The sequence below is a fragment of the Alkalibacterium sp. m-11 genome, from assembly GCF_054658155.1.
Genome location: NZ_BAAGIR010000002.1, coordinates 46990 through 61277, shown reverse-complemented (window position 1 = coordinate 61277; position 14288 = coordinate 46990). Strand labels below are relative to the sequence as shown.

The window sequence follows — 14288 nt, the reverse complement described above, 5'->3', positions numbered from 1 at the left end:
ATCAGCGTGCTGTGAGAACTTGCATGAAGGCATACCCATAGCTTTCTTTATAGCTCTGTAAAAATACCGGATACTCTTCCAATGGAAGGTGACCCATTAACGCCTGCAGCCCTACCTCATGCCATTTCTTGTACTGCGTCCGCCAATACCGGATCAGTTTTGTGGATAGGGCCGTTCGATTTGACACACTCCTCACGGATTGGGTAACGTCCAGGGCGAGACAAATAAGGCCGACAACATAGCGTTTATGGGGAATGACATAATCCGGAAGGATCCGTGATAGACAAGAACAGTTAGCGCAACGTACGCGAGCGATCTGTAATGTAAATGAGTAGGTGTGATTAAGGTATACTTCTCTTGAACATACATCATAAAAGACGATGGCTGTATGATTACATTTGGGGCAGCTGGGATGCATAGATAAGAAATCATTGAAGAAACGGTCGTAGGCCGTTTGAAGACCTTGATAAAAACGGGTACTGCCTAAGTGCGACAAGGCGAGAAGAAAGTCTTTATTATTTGGGGAGAGTAAGGTATAATTCATTATGTATTGGTGAGAGAGAAAAGAAGACAGGGGAGCGTGAACTCCAATGCTGTCGCCTTTTCTCTCTTTCTTTCTGTCAGATTTGTATACGTTTCCTTATTTTACCTTTGCTGGAGACATTTGACAAGAAAAAAAGCAATGTGATCCAGCAGTGTATTCACGTCTGCTGGATCACATTGCCTTTTTTCGCCTCTTTTTTATCGGTATAGAATGCTTTTCTACACATAAAGTTGATGAGTGGCAGACTTACGGGAAGCGAGGGGCGCTTGATTTTACGTGACATGGGCGATTCTCCTTAATAAATTTAGGTAGGTCATGAAGCGATTCCAGATTCTTCACTCGATTATATCACTTGATTGCTTTATTATGTCCAATAAATGCGAAATGTTTGGTATAATGAATAGATGAAGATTTTAAACGGATAAACAGACACAAGCAACTACAGTTGAAAAGGGATGACTGAATCGATGAAAAAACAGGCTTTTCCAGAAATGACGATCACTTCTTTAGCCAGCAACTACTCGACGTTTCTTCAAGGCAAGGAAGTATATAAGAACAGAGCAGTCAAGAATCTGAAAGTGGATACCAACCATAACACTGTTCAGTTTAATGTTGAAGACCGTCAGTTAGAAACCGTACACTTGCGCTTTTATCCTAATGGTGTAGCAAGAAAGTACCACTGCACATGTAAACCATTCGAAAAAAATGCAGGTGCCTGTAAGCATGTGGTGGCGGCTATGTTCCATCTGAATGATCTGGATGCCAGTGAACTCACCTCTAAAAGCGAGACACCTGACGGCACAGGTAACAAGACACAACCTATGTTTTCTTATAAGAAAAGTGAAAAGGCAGTCAATGAACTGCTCCATTTATCCAAGCAGGAAATTGCCAGACAAACCGACTCCTTGTACAAACAGCCGGTCTATGTCGAATATATCCTAAATGTGAGCGGGACTTCGGCTAATCCTATTTACGATCTTTTTTTCAAAATCGGCAAGGATTACTTATATATTGTTAAAAATACAGCACGGGTTATTGAAGACATAATCAGCGGAGAACCGATCGAGTTCGGGAAGAACTTCACGTTTGATTCCAGCGAGTATGCCTTACTGGCGGAAGATCGATATGTCTTTGAGAAACTGAAGGATATTCAGGACATTATCTCTTCTCTGACACCTGTAGGATATGAAAGCCAGATGTCGAATCGGGAAAGTTTTTCCATTCCTGCCTTATACATTAAAGAAATGATCCGACTGCTGGAAAATACGATGGGGGCTTTCGTTCGTTTCGGAAGACCGCCTCGTCAGCTGACTCAAATCGACCGGGGAGATACGCTACGGGTAAAAGAATCCATCGAAGATCTTGATCTGACATTCAAATTTGAAAAGAAAGATAATTTATTCCACTTTTCTCTGGCAGATACGTCACTGACCGTTGAAGACTTTCATTTCCATGATAAAGGTAAGATGATTGAGTACAAGCAAGTGTTCTATCTTCTGTCTTCTCCTTCATATGAGCTGATTCACAGTATTTTTCAGGGACTGAAGAGTTCCGGCTCCTATACGCTGATCATGCGCCGGTCTGAAATTGAAACTTTCCTGTCCGTTACATTGTCACAGCTCAAGGAAGTCATACAGGTCGATATGGACGAGGCCGTCCAACAACTGATCTATCAGGCAGAATTCGAGCCTCAACTATATATCGATACTGAAGGTCAGTCACTGCTGATTCGTCCGGTATATTCATATGGGCAGACGACTTTGTATCCATTGGAAGAGTCTAAGACAGAAGTCGAAGAAACGATCCTAGTTAGGGAATGGAAGAAGGAATCAGATGTTCTGAATCTGCTGTATACTCATGTCCCTTCAGTTGCCCGTCAGCAGGGCATGTGGAAGCTGACTGAAACGGATACCATCAGCGGGTTTCTGTATGATTCACTTCCGGAACTGGCTGAAAACATGGAAATCTTCCTGTCTCAGTCTGCCCGCCGTCTGATTTACAGTCCGAAAAGACAGCCGAGAGTCACGATGGAAATGAGGGAGTCGTCCAATCTACTGGATATTAGTTTCGAAACTGAAGATATCCCGTCAAATGAACTGCAGGCCTTGTTGAAAGACCTGGAGAGAAATCAGCCGTTCTATAGACTATCAAGCGGTCAGCTGGTGAATCTGAAAGACCCTGCTTTCCAGGCTATGAAACGTGCCAAGGAATCACTGGATATAGATGATGATGAGTTTGAAACTGATATGACTGTCTCTGTCTTCCAGGGGCTGTCTGCACTGGATGAGGAAACTATAAATACCGGAAGACGCTTCAAGTCACTTGTGGAGCAGCTGTTGAGTCCGGAAACACTGGACTTTGATTTGCCAGCTGGTCTGAAAGCTAACATGCGACCGTATCAGGTCACTGGATTCAAGTGGCTGAAAAGCCTAGATCATTATGGGTTCGGAGGCGTGCTGGCGGATGACATGGGACTTGGAAAAACTGTCCAGACAATTGCTTTTCTACAGTCCAAATATGAAGAAAAACAAGGGCGCTATCTGATCATCTGTCCGTCGAGTGTCGTCTACAACTGGCAGCACGAGTGGCTGAACTTTGCGCCTGATACGGAAACAATTATTATTTCCGGTTCCAAGGAGGAACGGGAAGCGAAAAAGCAGGAAGCACTCAATAAAAACATTCCAATCTGGATTACAAGTTATCCTCTTGTTCAAAGAGATTCAGATCTGTACGAGGATGAAACATTTGAGACGATCGTTCTGGATGAATCACAAACTGTAAAGAACAGTGCAGCCAAGACGACTCAGGCTGTTAAAAAACTGAAAGCTGAAAGCAAGATTGCTTTGTCCGGTACCCCTATAGAAAATCACTTGGGAGAGCTCTGGTCCCTGTTTTCAATTATCCAGCCGGGGCTGTTCAAGAACAGGAAAGCGTTCCAGGCTATGGATCAGTCTAGAATTTCAGCAAAGATCAAGCCGTTCATTCTAAGACGACTGAAACGGGATGTTCTGGACGATCTGCCTGAGAAGACAGAAACAACAGAATACATTGAACTGTCTGATAATCAGAAACGTCTGTATCAAACCCAGCATGCGGCAATTAAGCAGGAGATCAAGACCTTGATCGATACGGATGAGCTGAATGCCAACCGGATCAAAGTTCTGGCAGGTATGACCAGGCTGAGACAGATCTGTTGTGACCCAAGGCTAGTCATGCCTAATTTTGAAGGCTCATCTTCTAAACTGGAACGTCTGATGGAATACCTTGAAGAGGCGCGGGCCAACGGCAAACGTGTTGTCCTGTTCTCTCAGTTCACTTCCATGCTGAAAATCATTAGGGAGCGTCTGGATGCCATAGATGTGGATTACCATTACCTCGATGGTCAGACCAAAAATGAAGACCGTCTGCATTTGACGACCCGATTCAATACTGGAGAAAAGGACCTGTTCCTGATTTCACTCAAAGCTGGTGGAACAGGGTTGAATCTGACAGGTGGAGATACCGTCATTCTTTATGACTCCTGGTGGAATCCGGCAATCGAAGATCAGGCGGCTGACCGGGTGCACCGGTTCGGTCAGAAGAAATCCGTACAGATCATTCGTCTGATTACAACGGGGACGATCGAAGAACGCATCAACGATCTTCAGGAGAAGAAACGCGAACTGATCGATTCAGTTATTACTAAAGGCAATACTCAGACATTGAACAGTCTAAGCACAGAAGAAGTACTGACGCTGCTCGAAGACTGATTATATATGATGAAATGTCATGCAAGGACAGATATTCTGCTGACCCGGTCTAAGAACCTATACTCAGTGGCTATTGCTTGAAAGCCCCCGATTCCTGCTCGTATAATTAAGATGAAGCGACGATACGACTGATACAGGAGGAGGGGAAACGATGGATGAGAAATTAAAAAAAGTGATGGATGCGACATATGAATGCATGCAGGCATGCAATAACTGCTTTGATGCCTGCTTAAAAGAAGAACACCTTGATATGATGAGAGAGTGTATCCGTCTGGACCGGGAGTGTGCAGATATCTGCCAGATGGTTCTGTCGTTCAGTGGAAGAGAAGGGTCTTTGAGAAACGACCTGGTTTCACTTTGTGGAACGATCTGTCAGGCCTGTGGAAAAGAATGTGAGCAGCACGACCATGACCATTGTCAGGAATGTGCGAAGGCCTGCTTTGCCTGCAGAAGTTTTGTAAATGCCTAACCGATAATGATCGGAGCAGAAGAAAGTCTATAATTAGACTTCCTTTTGCTCCGGTTTTGTATTTGGAATTGAGTTTATCAGTAATTTACGATGTGAACTTCATTTATTCCTGGTAAAATGAAGTTCACCAATCTTTTTACCCTCTGAACTCCACACGTTTTCAGGTGGGTTTAGTTCAGCGCTTTTTCCAGTGCTGAACTACCTTTTAGCCCTTCTTCAGTTTAGTTCAAAAGAAATAATCCCCATAAACTCCATCCATCCATTCTATAGTCCATTTCATTTCACTATAAAAGCTTTATTCAGCAATAGACTCTCTTTTAAATTTTCCTGTGTCGTATGCTATACTTGAAATACAACAGATCGCGGAGGAATTGTGTGAAAGATAAGATAATTGTGATCGTCGGACCGACAGCAGTGGGAAAAACGGCGTTAAGTATTGAACTGGCAAAAACATTTAATGGTGAACTGATTAATGGAGATTCGATGCAGGTCTACAGAGGTCTGGACATCGGGACAGCAAAAGTGACTGAAAATGAAGCGGAAGGTCTTCCGCATCATCTGATCAATATCAAAGACCCTATAGACCCATTTAGTGTGTCGGATTTTAAAGAAGTCGCGTCTCAGAAAATAAGTGAGATCACTGAGAGAGGCAAGCTTCCGATTATTGTAGGAGGGACTGGCTTATATATCGAATCCCTTCTCTTTGACATCAGTCATGGCGGTGAAGCGAAACCGAATCAGGCATTCAGAGACGAAATGGACAGGCTGGCCCGTGAGGATGGCAGAGAAGCTTTGCATGCTAAGCTTAAGGAAAAGGATCCGGCATCCGCTGAACAGATTCATCCTAACAATGTTAGACGGGTGATTCGAGCGCTGGAAGTCATTCATGAAACAGGTCAGCCCTTTTCGACTTATCAGTCGGAAAAAAAGAAAGAACCCTTGTACGATGCATATGTCATTGGTTTGACTGCGGACAGAGCTGTACTCTACGACCGAATCAATCGACGGGTGGATCAGATGATGGAGTCTGGCCTGCTCGAGGAAGCGGAAGAGCTGATCAGACATGTTCCGGAAGATGCTCAGAGTTTGAAAGGGATTGGCTACAAAGAACTGATTCCGTATATTGAAGGAAGTATGCCGCTAGAAGAAGCAGTCGATACAATCAAGAAGCATTCCAGAAATTACGCAAAACGTCAGTTAACCTGGTTCAGAAATCGCTTTGAAATCGATCAGTGGGCTGATCTTATTGAGCATCCTGAGTCAATCGACACATTAAAAAGCCAGATAAAAGACCATATAGGAAGTGATTAAATGGAACAAGAACAGACATATGAAAAAGTCATCATCGTCGGCATAGAAAAACAGAACGAAGAAGTTGCTTTTCGTTATTCTTTCGATGAGCTCGAGCAGCTCGTTGAAAATGCCGGGGGAAAAGTCGTTGCTAAACTGTCTCAGAAAAGAGAGCGGATCGATCATAAAACAGTGATAGGAAAAGGAAAAGTAAATGAACTGAAGCATTTGGCAGACGAGCTGGAAGCCCAGACGATTGTATTCAACCAGGAACTCTCACCCAGTCATGTAAGAAATATTCAGGAGGAAGTTGATGCTAAAGTCATCGACCGGATACAGGTTATTCTTGATATCTTTGCCCTCAGAGCACAGAGTAAGGAAGGGCGACTGCAGGTCGAACTGGCACAACTGTCTTACATTCTGCCTAGATTGGCTGGTCAGGGAGAGAACATGTCCCGGCTGGGTGCAGGAATCGGAACAAGAGGTCCAGGGGAAACGAAACTGGAAACTGACCGCCGGCACATTCAGAGACAGATGACAGAGATACGTAAGGAACTGAAGAAGATTGCGGCTCACCGTGAGCGAAGCCGGGAACAGCGTAAAAACAGTAACGTATTTCAGATCGGTCTGATCGGGTATACGAATGCCGGAAAATCAACGCTTTTAAATCAGCTGACCCAAGCGGAAACCTATGAAAAAGATCAGCTGTTTGCGACACTCGATCCGTTGACCAGAAAAAGTGAACTGCCATCAGGCATGCAGATTACACTGACGGATACGGTCGGCTTTATTCAGGAGCTGCCGACTCAGCTGATTGAAGCGTTCAAGTCGACACTGGAAGAATCAAAGCACGTGGATATGCTATTACATGTCGTTGATGCATCTGCAGAAAATATCAAAGCCCATGAGGAAACGGTTATGGAACTGCTTGATGAACTGGGCATGAACCTGATCCCGATGCTGACGGTATACAACAAAAAAGATCTGCTGGAATCCCCTGCGCAAACTACGCTCTTTCCAAACTGCACGATTTCGGCACGCGATCCTGAAGATATAGAGATGCTAAGACATGCGATTGAAAAAGAAATAAAAAAACAGATGGTCCATTATCAACTCAGTATTCCCAGCGAACGTGGAGACTGGCTAGTCGAACTCCGTCAGAATACTCTTCTCGAACGTCAGCTTTTTGATGAAGACAATCAGGTATATGCAGTAGAAGGTTACGCAAAAAAAGGATCCAGATGGGTCCAGGATTAATTAGCAACTATCTTTAATCGTTACTGACATAATAGTATAAACCAGTCCCATCTTTTGCCCGCCTAAAGGCAATGGATGGGCTTTTTTGATCAGTTTTCACTAAAAGGAAGAATATGCTCATTTTCTTATATTTACAAACTAACCGACAAATTTAACTTGTTATTTAATTATATAATACTCTTAATTATAAAATAAGAAGAATTTTTAAATTTTAGCTATTAATTTTTCAGACCCTAATCCGATAATGAGAAAGTATGCACAATATTTGAAAGAGGGATTAGAGTGAAAAAGATATCAGGCAAGAAAAGAAACAGAATAGTTAATAGTGATCAAAAAAAGAAATCATTACGCCTTCGTTTTATTCTATTGTTCACAACTTTGGTGTTCGTTCCTATATTAATAGTTTCGGGCGCACTATACTACCGCATGGATCAGGCAGTAACTAGGCGCGTGCTTAGAGAGCAGCGGCAACAAGTCGAATCGTTACTCTTATGGAGGATGCCGGATCTGAAGCAAGAAGTGGTCTGGAGGCTCTCGCTGAAATAGAAGACATGACACAAGTCACAACTTTGGAAGATGAAAGCCAGCTGGATCAGCTGATGACCGTCGTCCAGTCAGCATCACAATACATAAGCGATGTCTTCTTCTTTATCCCTGGTCAGGAAGCAGTTGGAACAATGGAACAGCAGGACTTAGAGACAGTTTCACAAAACTGGCTTGCTGGAGCTACTGGAGCGGGTGGAGATATCTACTTCTCTGAGCCATATACTGATGTAGTATCAGGGGCCACAACAATGGCTGCAGCCATGACAATCGATCAGGAAAATGGAGAGACTGGAATATTAGGTCTTCAAATGGACATGGAGAGTATTGCAGCTGTCATCGACAGTAGTCAAATTGGAGAGACAGGGTATCCGTTTGTCATAACTGAAGCAGGCTACTGGCAGTTTACACAAGATCCAACTCTATCCGGACAAGACGTAAGCAACCAGAGTATTTTCTTAGAAGCAACTGACATGTCCGGTGAAATATATAATGATTTTAATGGCCGGACCTTCCCAATCTATTATGAACGAGTCCCAGACATGAACCTAATTGTATACGGAGCAGTCACCTCTAATGAGATGTCTGCGGAAAATGACTTGTTTCTGACAAGCAGTCTAAGAGTGCTGGCCATCAGCATAATAGGTGCAGCGGGGTTATCCATTCTTCTATCGAATTATCTCGTATCGATTACTAAAATGATAAGGGAAGCTCTAGCTGGAATTCAGGAAGGGGACTTGAGAACACGCATAACCTCTTTAAGGACTGGGAAAAAGAAAAAAACATCGAAGAAAACCAAGCCGGCTGTTAATGAGATTAAAGAAAATGGGCACGAGCTCCATCAGATCGGGTGGAGTTTCAATGCAGCTGTCTCAACATTCCAGAAGGTAATCTATGATATTCAAGGTAAAGCTAAATCAGTAGATGAACTCGCATCTGATCTGGCAGAAATAACTGAACAGACAAAAAATGCGACAGAAGAAGTATCAGAAACGATTCAGAGCATTGCTCACTCCAGTGCTCAGCAGACTTCGGATACTCAGAACACGGTCAAGCTCATGGACGAGCTGTCAGAACATGTCAATGCGATTTCATCAAACATGCAGGAAGTCGGGATGCATGCCGACGGTACTGTGCTGGCTCTGGGAGAAAACGACCGTAAAATGGGACATGTAAATGACACTTGGAACGAGACTGTAGATTCTTTCAATAGGCTGAAAGATAATATTGGAAAAGTGGACGGCAATGTCCAGGATGTAGAAAAAATACTGAAAGCTATTCAGGACATTTCTGAAAAGACCAACTTACTGGCCTTGAATGCGTCAATTGAGGCGGCCCGTGCTGGGGAAGCAGGAAAAGGGTTCTCGGTTGTAGCTGAAGAAATACGTAAACTTGCAGAACAGAGTAATGCCTCATCTGAAATGATCACTGAAATCATTCAAGTCATTCAACATGATTCTAATGAGATGGTATCAACACTGGACCGTGTGCTGGATGATAGTGACAAACAGACAGAATCATTGAAAGGTGTCACTCAGACCAATGAAGATATATCGATGAACATTCAGGTGTTGGCTAAGCATATCGCTCAGGCATTCCAGCTCGCTTCTCTAGTTGAAGAGAAAAAAGAAGCTGTCGTAAAAGCTCTGGATAGTATCGAAGCTTCTGCTGAGGAAAATGCAGCAGGAACTGAAGAAGTATCCGCTAACGCTGAAGAAATCCTAGCTTCAATGGAAGAATTTACTGCATCAATCGAACAGATGAAAGAACTGGCAGGAAACTTAAGAGAATCGACTAACCAGTTCACTTAAAATTACATTAACGACTCGAGGCTCTCTTTTAAGGAGAAGTCTCGAGTTTTTTATAGTCAGTGCAATTAGAAAAAAGGGCTTAGGTGAAAATGTAGGTTTTGATGGGATGCAACTCCATTAATGGTAGGATCGGATGTTTTGGCTTGATCATTTGTGACAGAATTAAGAATATTCGATTAGATACGCTGTAAGCATAAACAATTTGCATAATTGACCGAACATAAATAATGAAGTGCACTAATAAAAAAATTATAAACGAGGAGAATACATATGAACAAAGCTAAAACCCAGTTTGATCGGTTGAAAACTCAACTGAAAGCTTTGAAATGGCCAAAAATTAAAGTAAGTGGTCAATTGTCCCGCTTCACCAGTAAGAAAGGCAAGAATGGCAATAGGAAAGAGCACAAAAGTGTGAGGCTTCCAATAGCAGTAAGCCTGATCGTTTTGATGCTCCTTCCGGTTATAGGAGCCATGCTTTATACATATAACAGAACTTCCGATCTGATTACCCAGAGAGTCGAAGAACAGCAGCAGCAGATCACAGCCAACCTGGTTGAAAATATATCAGCTGCTGCTATAGCTGCTGAAGAAACCGTTCAGCGTCTGGCCATAGATGACGTGCTCCAACGTGTTGCGAGCGGTGATGAATCTGCTCAGATGGAACTGGGGTCACGTTTTCAGTATGTGGTCACAGGGAGTCCCTACATTGCAGATGTGCATTTTGTGCCAGCAGATTCTCAGAATCCATTCGTATCCACGCTCTCAGTAGTGGGAGGGAATCAAGATCCTCATGACATCTACCCATGGCTAGAGCGTGCTCTTGTCTCATCGGGTTTGAACTGGAATGAACCGCATGTATTCAATAACAGATCTAGGATGACTGTCACCAGATCTATCGGTACTGGGACAAACACAACGGGTGTTCTGGCCATCGACCTGGATATGAATGTTATTCGTGAAGAAATCAATAATACAGCAATTGCCAATACAGGGTTCATCAGTATTCTGACTGACAGTGGAAACGTTGTTGCATCCTCACAGCAGGACTGGGTAGGAGAAAACATGTCATCTTCGGACTTCTTCAAGAAGACAGTTGGAAAGGACGTATCACCGTCTTCATCTGATCCAGGTGATGAGACTGCAACTGCACTGGTTTACGACAGAGAAATCAACGGTGGGAGATTTGGAATTTATCACGACTCTCTTCCGAACTTAGGACTTAATATATATGGAATGGTTCGTCAAGATGAAATGGCTGAAGAACAGGGTGCATTACGTAATATTTTGATCTTCATTACTGTTCTAACAATAATTGTCGCTGCAGTCGTGGCGCTTCTGGCTTCCGGACTGGTTGCAGCTATCTCTGATGCTCTGATGAATGCATTCAGACGAGTAGAAAAAGGAGATCTGACAGCTCGACTGAATAAAAAAGACTTGTTCAACCCAAGCGTAACTTTAATTAAAGGGCTGGACAAATGGAATGAAAAACGTGGCAGGAAACCAAAAGAAGGCAAGGCTCTCGATCCTAAAGGAAATGAAATCCATCAGATTGGACTGGCTTTCAACCGTACAATGGAAACATTTGGAGAAACTGTAGAAGTGATCCAAGGAAATAGTCAGAATGTATCAACAATGGCAACGACTTTGACAGAAATAGCTGATCAGACCAGCCGTTCGACAGCAGAAGTTTCTGAAACCATCAATGGGGTTGCAGAAGCGACATCCATGCAGACACAGGATACTGAAGCAACGGCTACACAGATGAATGCCTTGTCAGAAGCTCTTGAAGAAATCAATCAGGCCGTCGGACAAATGGGCGAGCATGCAGATAAGACAATGATCGTGAACGGTCAGAATACATTTGCGACCCATGAAGTTGAACAGAAGTGGAAAGAAACGTTAGAAACACTGGATGATCTTAAAGAGAAGATTGAGGAAGTGGATGGCGACATTCAAAACATAGAAGGCATTGTCCAGGCGATCACAACGATTGCTTCCAAGACAAACCTTCTCGCTCTTAACGCTTCAATCGAAGCAGCACGAGCTGGAGATGCCGGTCGCGGATTTGCAGTTGTTGCTGAAGAAATCCGTAAACTTGCCGAACAGAGTGCGACATCTTCAAAAGACATTCAGACCATCATTCGTACAATTCAGGAGAAGTCATCTGGCATGGTTCATCATCTGGAAGAAACGAATGAAGACAGTAAAGTGCAGACAGAAAAAATTGATGAAGCGATCAAGAGCTCAGAAAATGTTGCCGCATCTCTGGAACGACTTGTGGCCAGCATGATGGTGGTCATGCAGTCTTCTTCAATCATCAATGAGAAGAAAGAAGAAGTAGTGGCTCAGCTCGAAAGTATTGCAGCAGGCGCACAGGAGAATTCTGCTGGGACTGAACAGGTGTCAGCAAATGCAGAAGAGATTCTTGCAACAATGGAAGAATTCACTTCACATATCAATCGACTGGAAAACGTAGCCGTGACACTTAAAGCGTCAGCCGAAAAATTCGTTATTGATTAGAATCACACCAATCAGAAGACGGATAATGAAGTCGATATGGACGGACTGGCTCCGGAGTTTGCATAATAAGAAGGAGTAGATACAATTATGACACAGTACATCTTATTCAAGGCAGGAGATCAGACATTCGGCCTCCCTATTTCAGAAACAGATAAAATCATTGCTCTCGAAAACCATACACCTGTACCTGATATGTCTTCTTATATAGTCGGCGTTCAGGAAGTAGAAGGAGAGGTTTTAGCGGTCGTAGATCTGGCTGATCGTTTCTATAAAAAACCTCATCCTTCTCCTGAGGAAGCCGACATCATTTTAGCTAACTGGAAAGACACAACTATCGGTCTGCTGGTTGACGAAGTTACTGTAGTCAAAACATTCAGCACTGAAGATCTGATCGAAACTGAAGAAGAAAAAATTGATGGCCTATCAACGTCTTATATTTCATTTTTTGTTCAGACAGAAGAGGGCATCATCCCAATTCTTGACAGCCATTACCTTTTTGCAGATGAAAAAGGCGAAGAACTGAGACGTTTAGTATCGATCCATACAGTAAAAGACTAAATTCAGCAATCATATTGGAGAATAAGATGTCGGAACAAATTAAAGTGGGAATATCAGATTATAAAATAGCGCAGGCACCAGACGAGCTGGTAACCATTGGATTAGGCTCTTGTATAGGTATAGCCATATATGAGCCTAAATCCAAGATAGGTGCATTGAGTCACATCATGCTGCCGGATAGTACATCGTTTTCAGATGTAAATAACTGGCCTAAATTTGCGGATCTGGCTTTGCCTAGAATCGTTTCGGAATTAAAGGAACGAACTCAAGTGGACACATTCCAGGTAAAAATAGCAGGAGGTGCGAGCATGTTCGCTTTTGCGAGTGAATCTGCAACACTACAAATTGGCCAGCGGAATATTGAAGCCGTCAGACAGACGCTTGAGGATCTTAAGCTGCCTATACTCTCAGAACACCTTGGTGGCAATATGGGCCGATCGATGTTTGTCGATCTTGAGACTTTTGATGTAAGAGTAAGAATGGTCAACCGGGAAGAATATGTATTATAGAGAAGAATGAGGAATGTAGCATGACTATTAAAGTTTTAGTCGTCGACGATTCTGCATTGCTCAGAAAAGTACTGACTAACGTACTCAATGACTGCAGTGGAATCGAAGTCACAGACGTAGCCAGAAATGGTGTAGAAGCATTAAAGCTGATTGAACAATCTAAGCCGGATCTCATTACATTGGATGTCGAAATGCCGATGATGAATGGTCTTGAAACACTGGAAGCAATAAAAGAAAAATATAAGTTACCGGTTATCATGCTTAGTTCCAAGACTAATGAAGAAACGACGATTCAGGCACTTGAGTTAGGTGCAGAAGACTTTATAGAAAAACCAGTCTCAATCAGTGAGAACTGGGATGTCTTTCAAAGTGATCTATCCAGACGAATCAAGATACATTTTACTAAGGAAAAACAGCCTTTAATTACAGAGCAACCATCAAAAGTGTTAAATGACGCATTGTTATCGAAGAAAAATTTACTTAAAGCAATTGTGATAGGGGCTTCAACTGGAGGACCGAAAGCACTGGTCAAAGCCATTCAGGCGATATCACCTAATCTTTCGATACCGGTATTCATCGTTCAGCATATGCCTGAAGGGTTTACGGCTTCTTTTGCGAAACGTCTGGACACTGCAGCGAGCATTCCAGTAGTAGAAGCAGAGCATGGCCAGAAAATCAGACCGGGTACAGTCTATCTTGCTCCAGGTGCACGACACATGACGATCAATGGAAATCATCTTGAACTGGATAATAGACCGAAAGTTCATGGTGTTCGACCGGCAGTGGATTACTTGTTTGAAACAGCATCCCACAAATACGGGAGAGACATATTGGGAATCATCATGACGGGAATGGGAAGTGACGGGGCGCCCGGGTGTGAAGTAATTAAGAAGAACGGCGGGTACGTTCTGACACAGGATAAAGCATCATCAATCGTTTACGGCATGCCAAGAGCAGTTGTTGAAAGAGGTTTATCAGATCAGACAGCAAGCTTGAATGACATTGCAGACATATTAAAAGAAATGACAAGGTGACCAT

Annotated in this window: 11 protein-coding genes and 1 pseudogene; 9 read left to right on the top strand and 3 right to left on the bottom strand. The window is 43.1% G+C overall.

Going from position 1 to position 14288, the window contains the following annotated elements; all coding sequences use genetic code 11:
• Position 1: 1 nt before the first annotated feature.
• The 3 genes and pseudogenes from ACYQ2O_RS00655 to ACYQ2O_RS00645 all read right to left on the bottom strand — a co-directional run bounded on the left by ACYQ2O_RS00655 (position 2) and on the right by ACYQ2O_RS00645 (position 827).
• Positions 2–187: a hypothetical protein gene (locus ACYQ2O_RS00655; RefSeq protein WP_161879794.1), complete on the bottom strand. Its 186-nt coding sequence runs from the start codon at positions 185–187 to the stop codon at positions 2–4.
• Between the two features lie 21 nt (positions 188–208).
• Positions 209–418 (bottom strand): annotated as a pseudogene (locus ACYQ2O_RS00650) (DUF6431 domain-containing protein); the annotation flags it as partial.
• A gap of 283 nt (positions 419–701) precedes the next feature.
• Positions 702–827: a hypothetical protein gene (locus ACYQ2O_RS00645; protein WP_459795813.1), complete on the bottom strand. Its 126-nt coding sequence runs from the start codon at positions 825–827 to the stop codon at positions 702–704.
• Positions 828–1011: 184 nt separating this feature from the next.
• Between ACYQ2O_RS00645 and ACYQ2O_RS00640 the strand changes: the two genes are divergently transcribed.
• From ACYQ2O_RS00640 to ACYQ2O_RS00600, 9 genes are all read left to right on the top strand, one after another.
• A complete protein-coding gene (locus ACYQ2O_RS00640; protein ID WP_459795812.1) occupies positions 1012–4293 on the top strand; it encodes an SNF2-related protein in 3282 nt (1093 codons plus the stop codon).
• A 151-nt stretch (positions 4294–4444) separates the two neighbouring features.
• A complete protein-coding gene (locus ACYQ2O_RS00635) occupies positions 4445–4762 on the top strand; it encodes a four-helix bundle copper-binding protein (protein WP_459795811.1) in 318 nt (105 codons plus the stop codon).
• A 336-nt stretch (positions 4763–5098) separates the two neighbouring features.
• Positions 5099–6073, top strand: a complete 975-nt coding sequence (gene miaA, locus ACYQ2O_RS00630; protein WP_459795810.1) for a tRNA (adenosine(37)-N6)-dimethylallyltransferase MiaA — start codon at positions 5099–5101, stop codon at positions 6071–6073.
• Positions 6074–7309: a GTPase HflX gene (hflX, locus tag ACYQ2O_RS00625; protein ID WP_459795809.1), complete on the top strand. Its 1236-nt coding sequence runs from the start codon at positions 6074–6076 to the stop codon at positions 7307–7309.
• A gap of 491 nt (positions 7310–7800) precedes the next feature.
• Positions 7801–9663, top strand: a complete 1863-nt coding sequence (locus ACYQ2O_RS00620) for a methyl-accepting chemotaxis protein (protein ID WP_459795808.1) — start codon at positions 7801–7803, stop codon at positions 9661–9663.
• Positions 9664–9933: 270 nt separating this feature from the next.
• A complete protein-coding gene (locus ACYQ2O_RS00615; protein WP_459795807.1) occupies positions 9934–12183 on the top strand; it encodes a methyl-accepting chemotaxis protein in 2250 nt (749 codons plus the stop codon).
• Positions 12184–12270: 87 nt separating this feature from the next.
• Complete coding sequence (locus ACYQ2O_RS00610) at positions 12271–12741, top strand: chemotaxis protein CheW (RefSeq protein WP_459795806.1); 471 nt, start codon at positions 12271–12273, stop codon at positions 12739–12741.
• Positions 12742–12767: 26 nt separating this feature from the next.
• Positions 12768–13250, top strand: a complete 483-nt coding sequence (locus ACYQ2O_RS00605; RefSeq protein ID WP_346024837.1) for a chemotaxis protein CheD — start codon at positions 12768–12770, stop codon at positions 13248–13250.
• A 20-nt stretch (positions 13251–13270) separates the two neighbouring features.
• A complete protein-coding gene (locus ACYQ2O_RS00600; protein ID WP_346024836.1) occupies positions 13271–14284 on the top strand; it encodes a protein-glutamate methylesterase/protein-glutamine glutaminase in 1014 nt (337 codons plus the stop codon).
• Positions 14285–14288 lie beyond the last annotated feature (4 nt).

What these genes read in the sequence shown, in the direction of transcription:
- ACYQ2O_RS00645 (WP_459795813.1), bottom strand. Translation starts at nt 827, where the DNA reads ATGTCACGTAAAATCAAGCGCCCCTCGCTTCCCGTAAGTCTGCCACTC.
- ACYQ2O_RS00640 (WP_459795812.1), top strand. Translation starts at nt 1,012, where the DNA reads ATGAAAAAACAGGCTTTTCCAGAAATGACGATCACTTCTTTAGCCAGC.
- ACYQ2O_RS00635 (WP_459795811.1), top strand. Translation starts at nt 4,445, where the DNA reads ATGGATGAGAAATTAAAAAAAGTGATGGATGCGACATATGAATGCATG.
- miaA (WP_459795810.1), top strand. Translation starts at nt 5,099, where the DNA reads ATGCTATACTTGAAATACAACAGATCGCGGAGGAATTGTGTGAAAGAT.
- hflX (WP_459795809.1), top strand. Translation starts at nt 6,074, where the DNA reads ATGGAACAAGAACAGACATATGAAAAAGTCATCATCGTCGGCATAGAA.
- ACYQ2O_RS00620 (WP_459795808.1), top strand. Translation starts at nt 7,801, where the DNA reads ATGGAGGATGCCGGATCTGAAGCAAGAAGTGGTCTGGAGGCTCTCGCT.
- ACYQ2O_RS00615 (WP_459795807.1), top strand. Translation starts at nt 9,934, where the DNA reads ATGAACAAAGCTAAAACCCAGTTTGATCGGTTGAAAACTCAACTGAAA.
- ACYQ2O_RS00610 (WP_459795806.1), top strand. Translation starts at nt 12,271, where the DNA reads ATGACACAGTACATCTTATTCAAGGCAGGAGATCAGACATTCGGCCTC.
- ACYQ2O_RS00605 (WP_346024837.1), top strand. Translation starts at nt 12,768, where the DNA reads ATGTCGGAACAAATTAAAGTGGGAATATCAGATTATAAAATAGCGCAG.
- ACYQ2O_RS00600 (WP_346024836.1), top strand. Translation starts at nt 13,271, where the DNA reads ATGACTATTAAAGTTTTAGTCGTCGACGATTCTGCATTGCTCAGAAAA.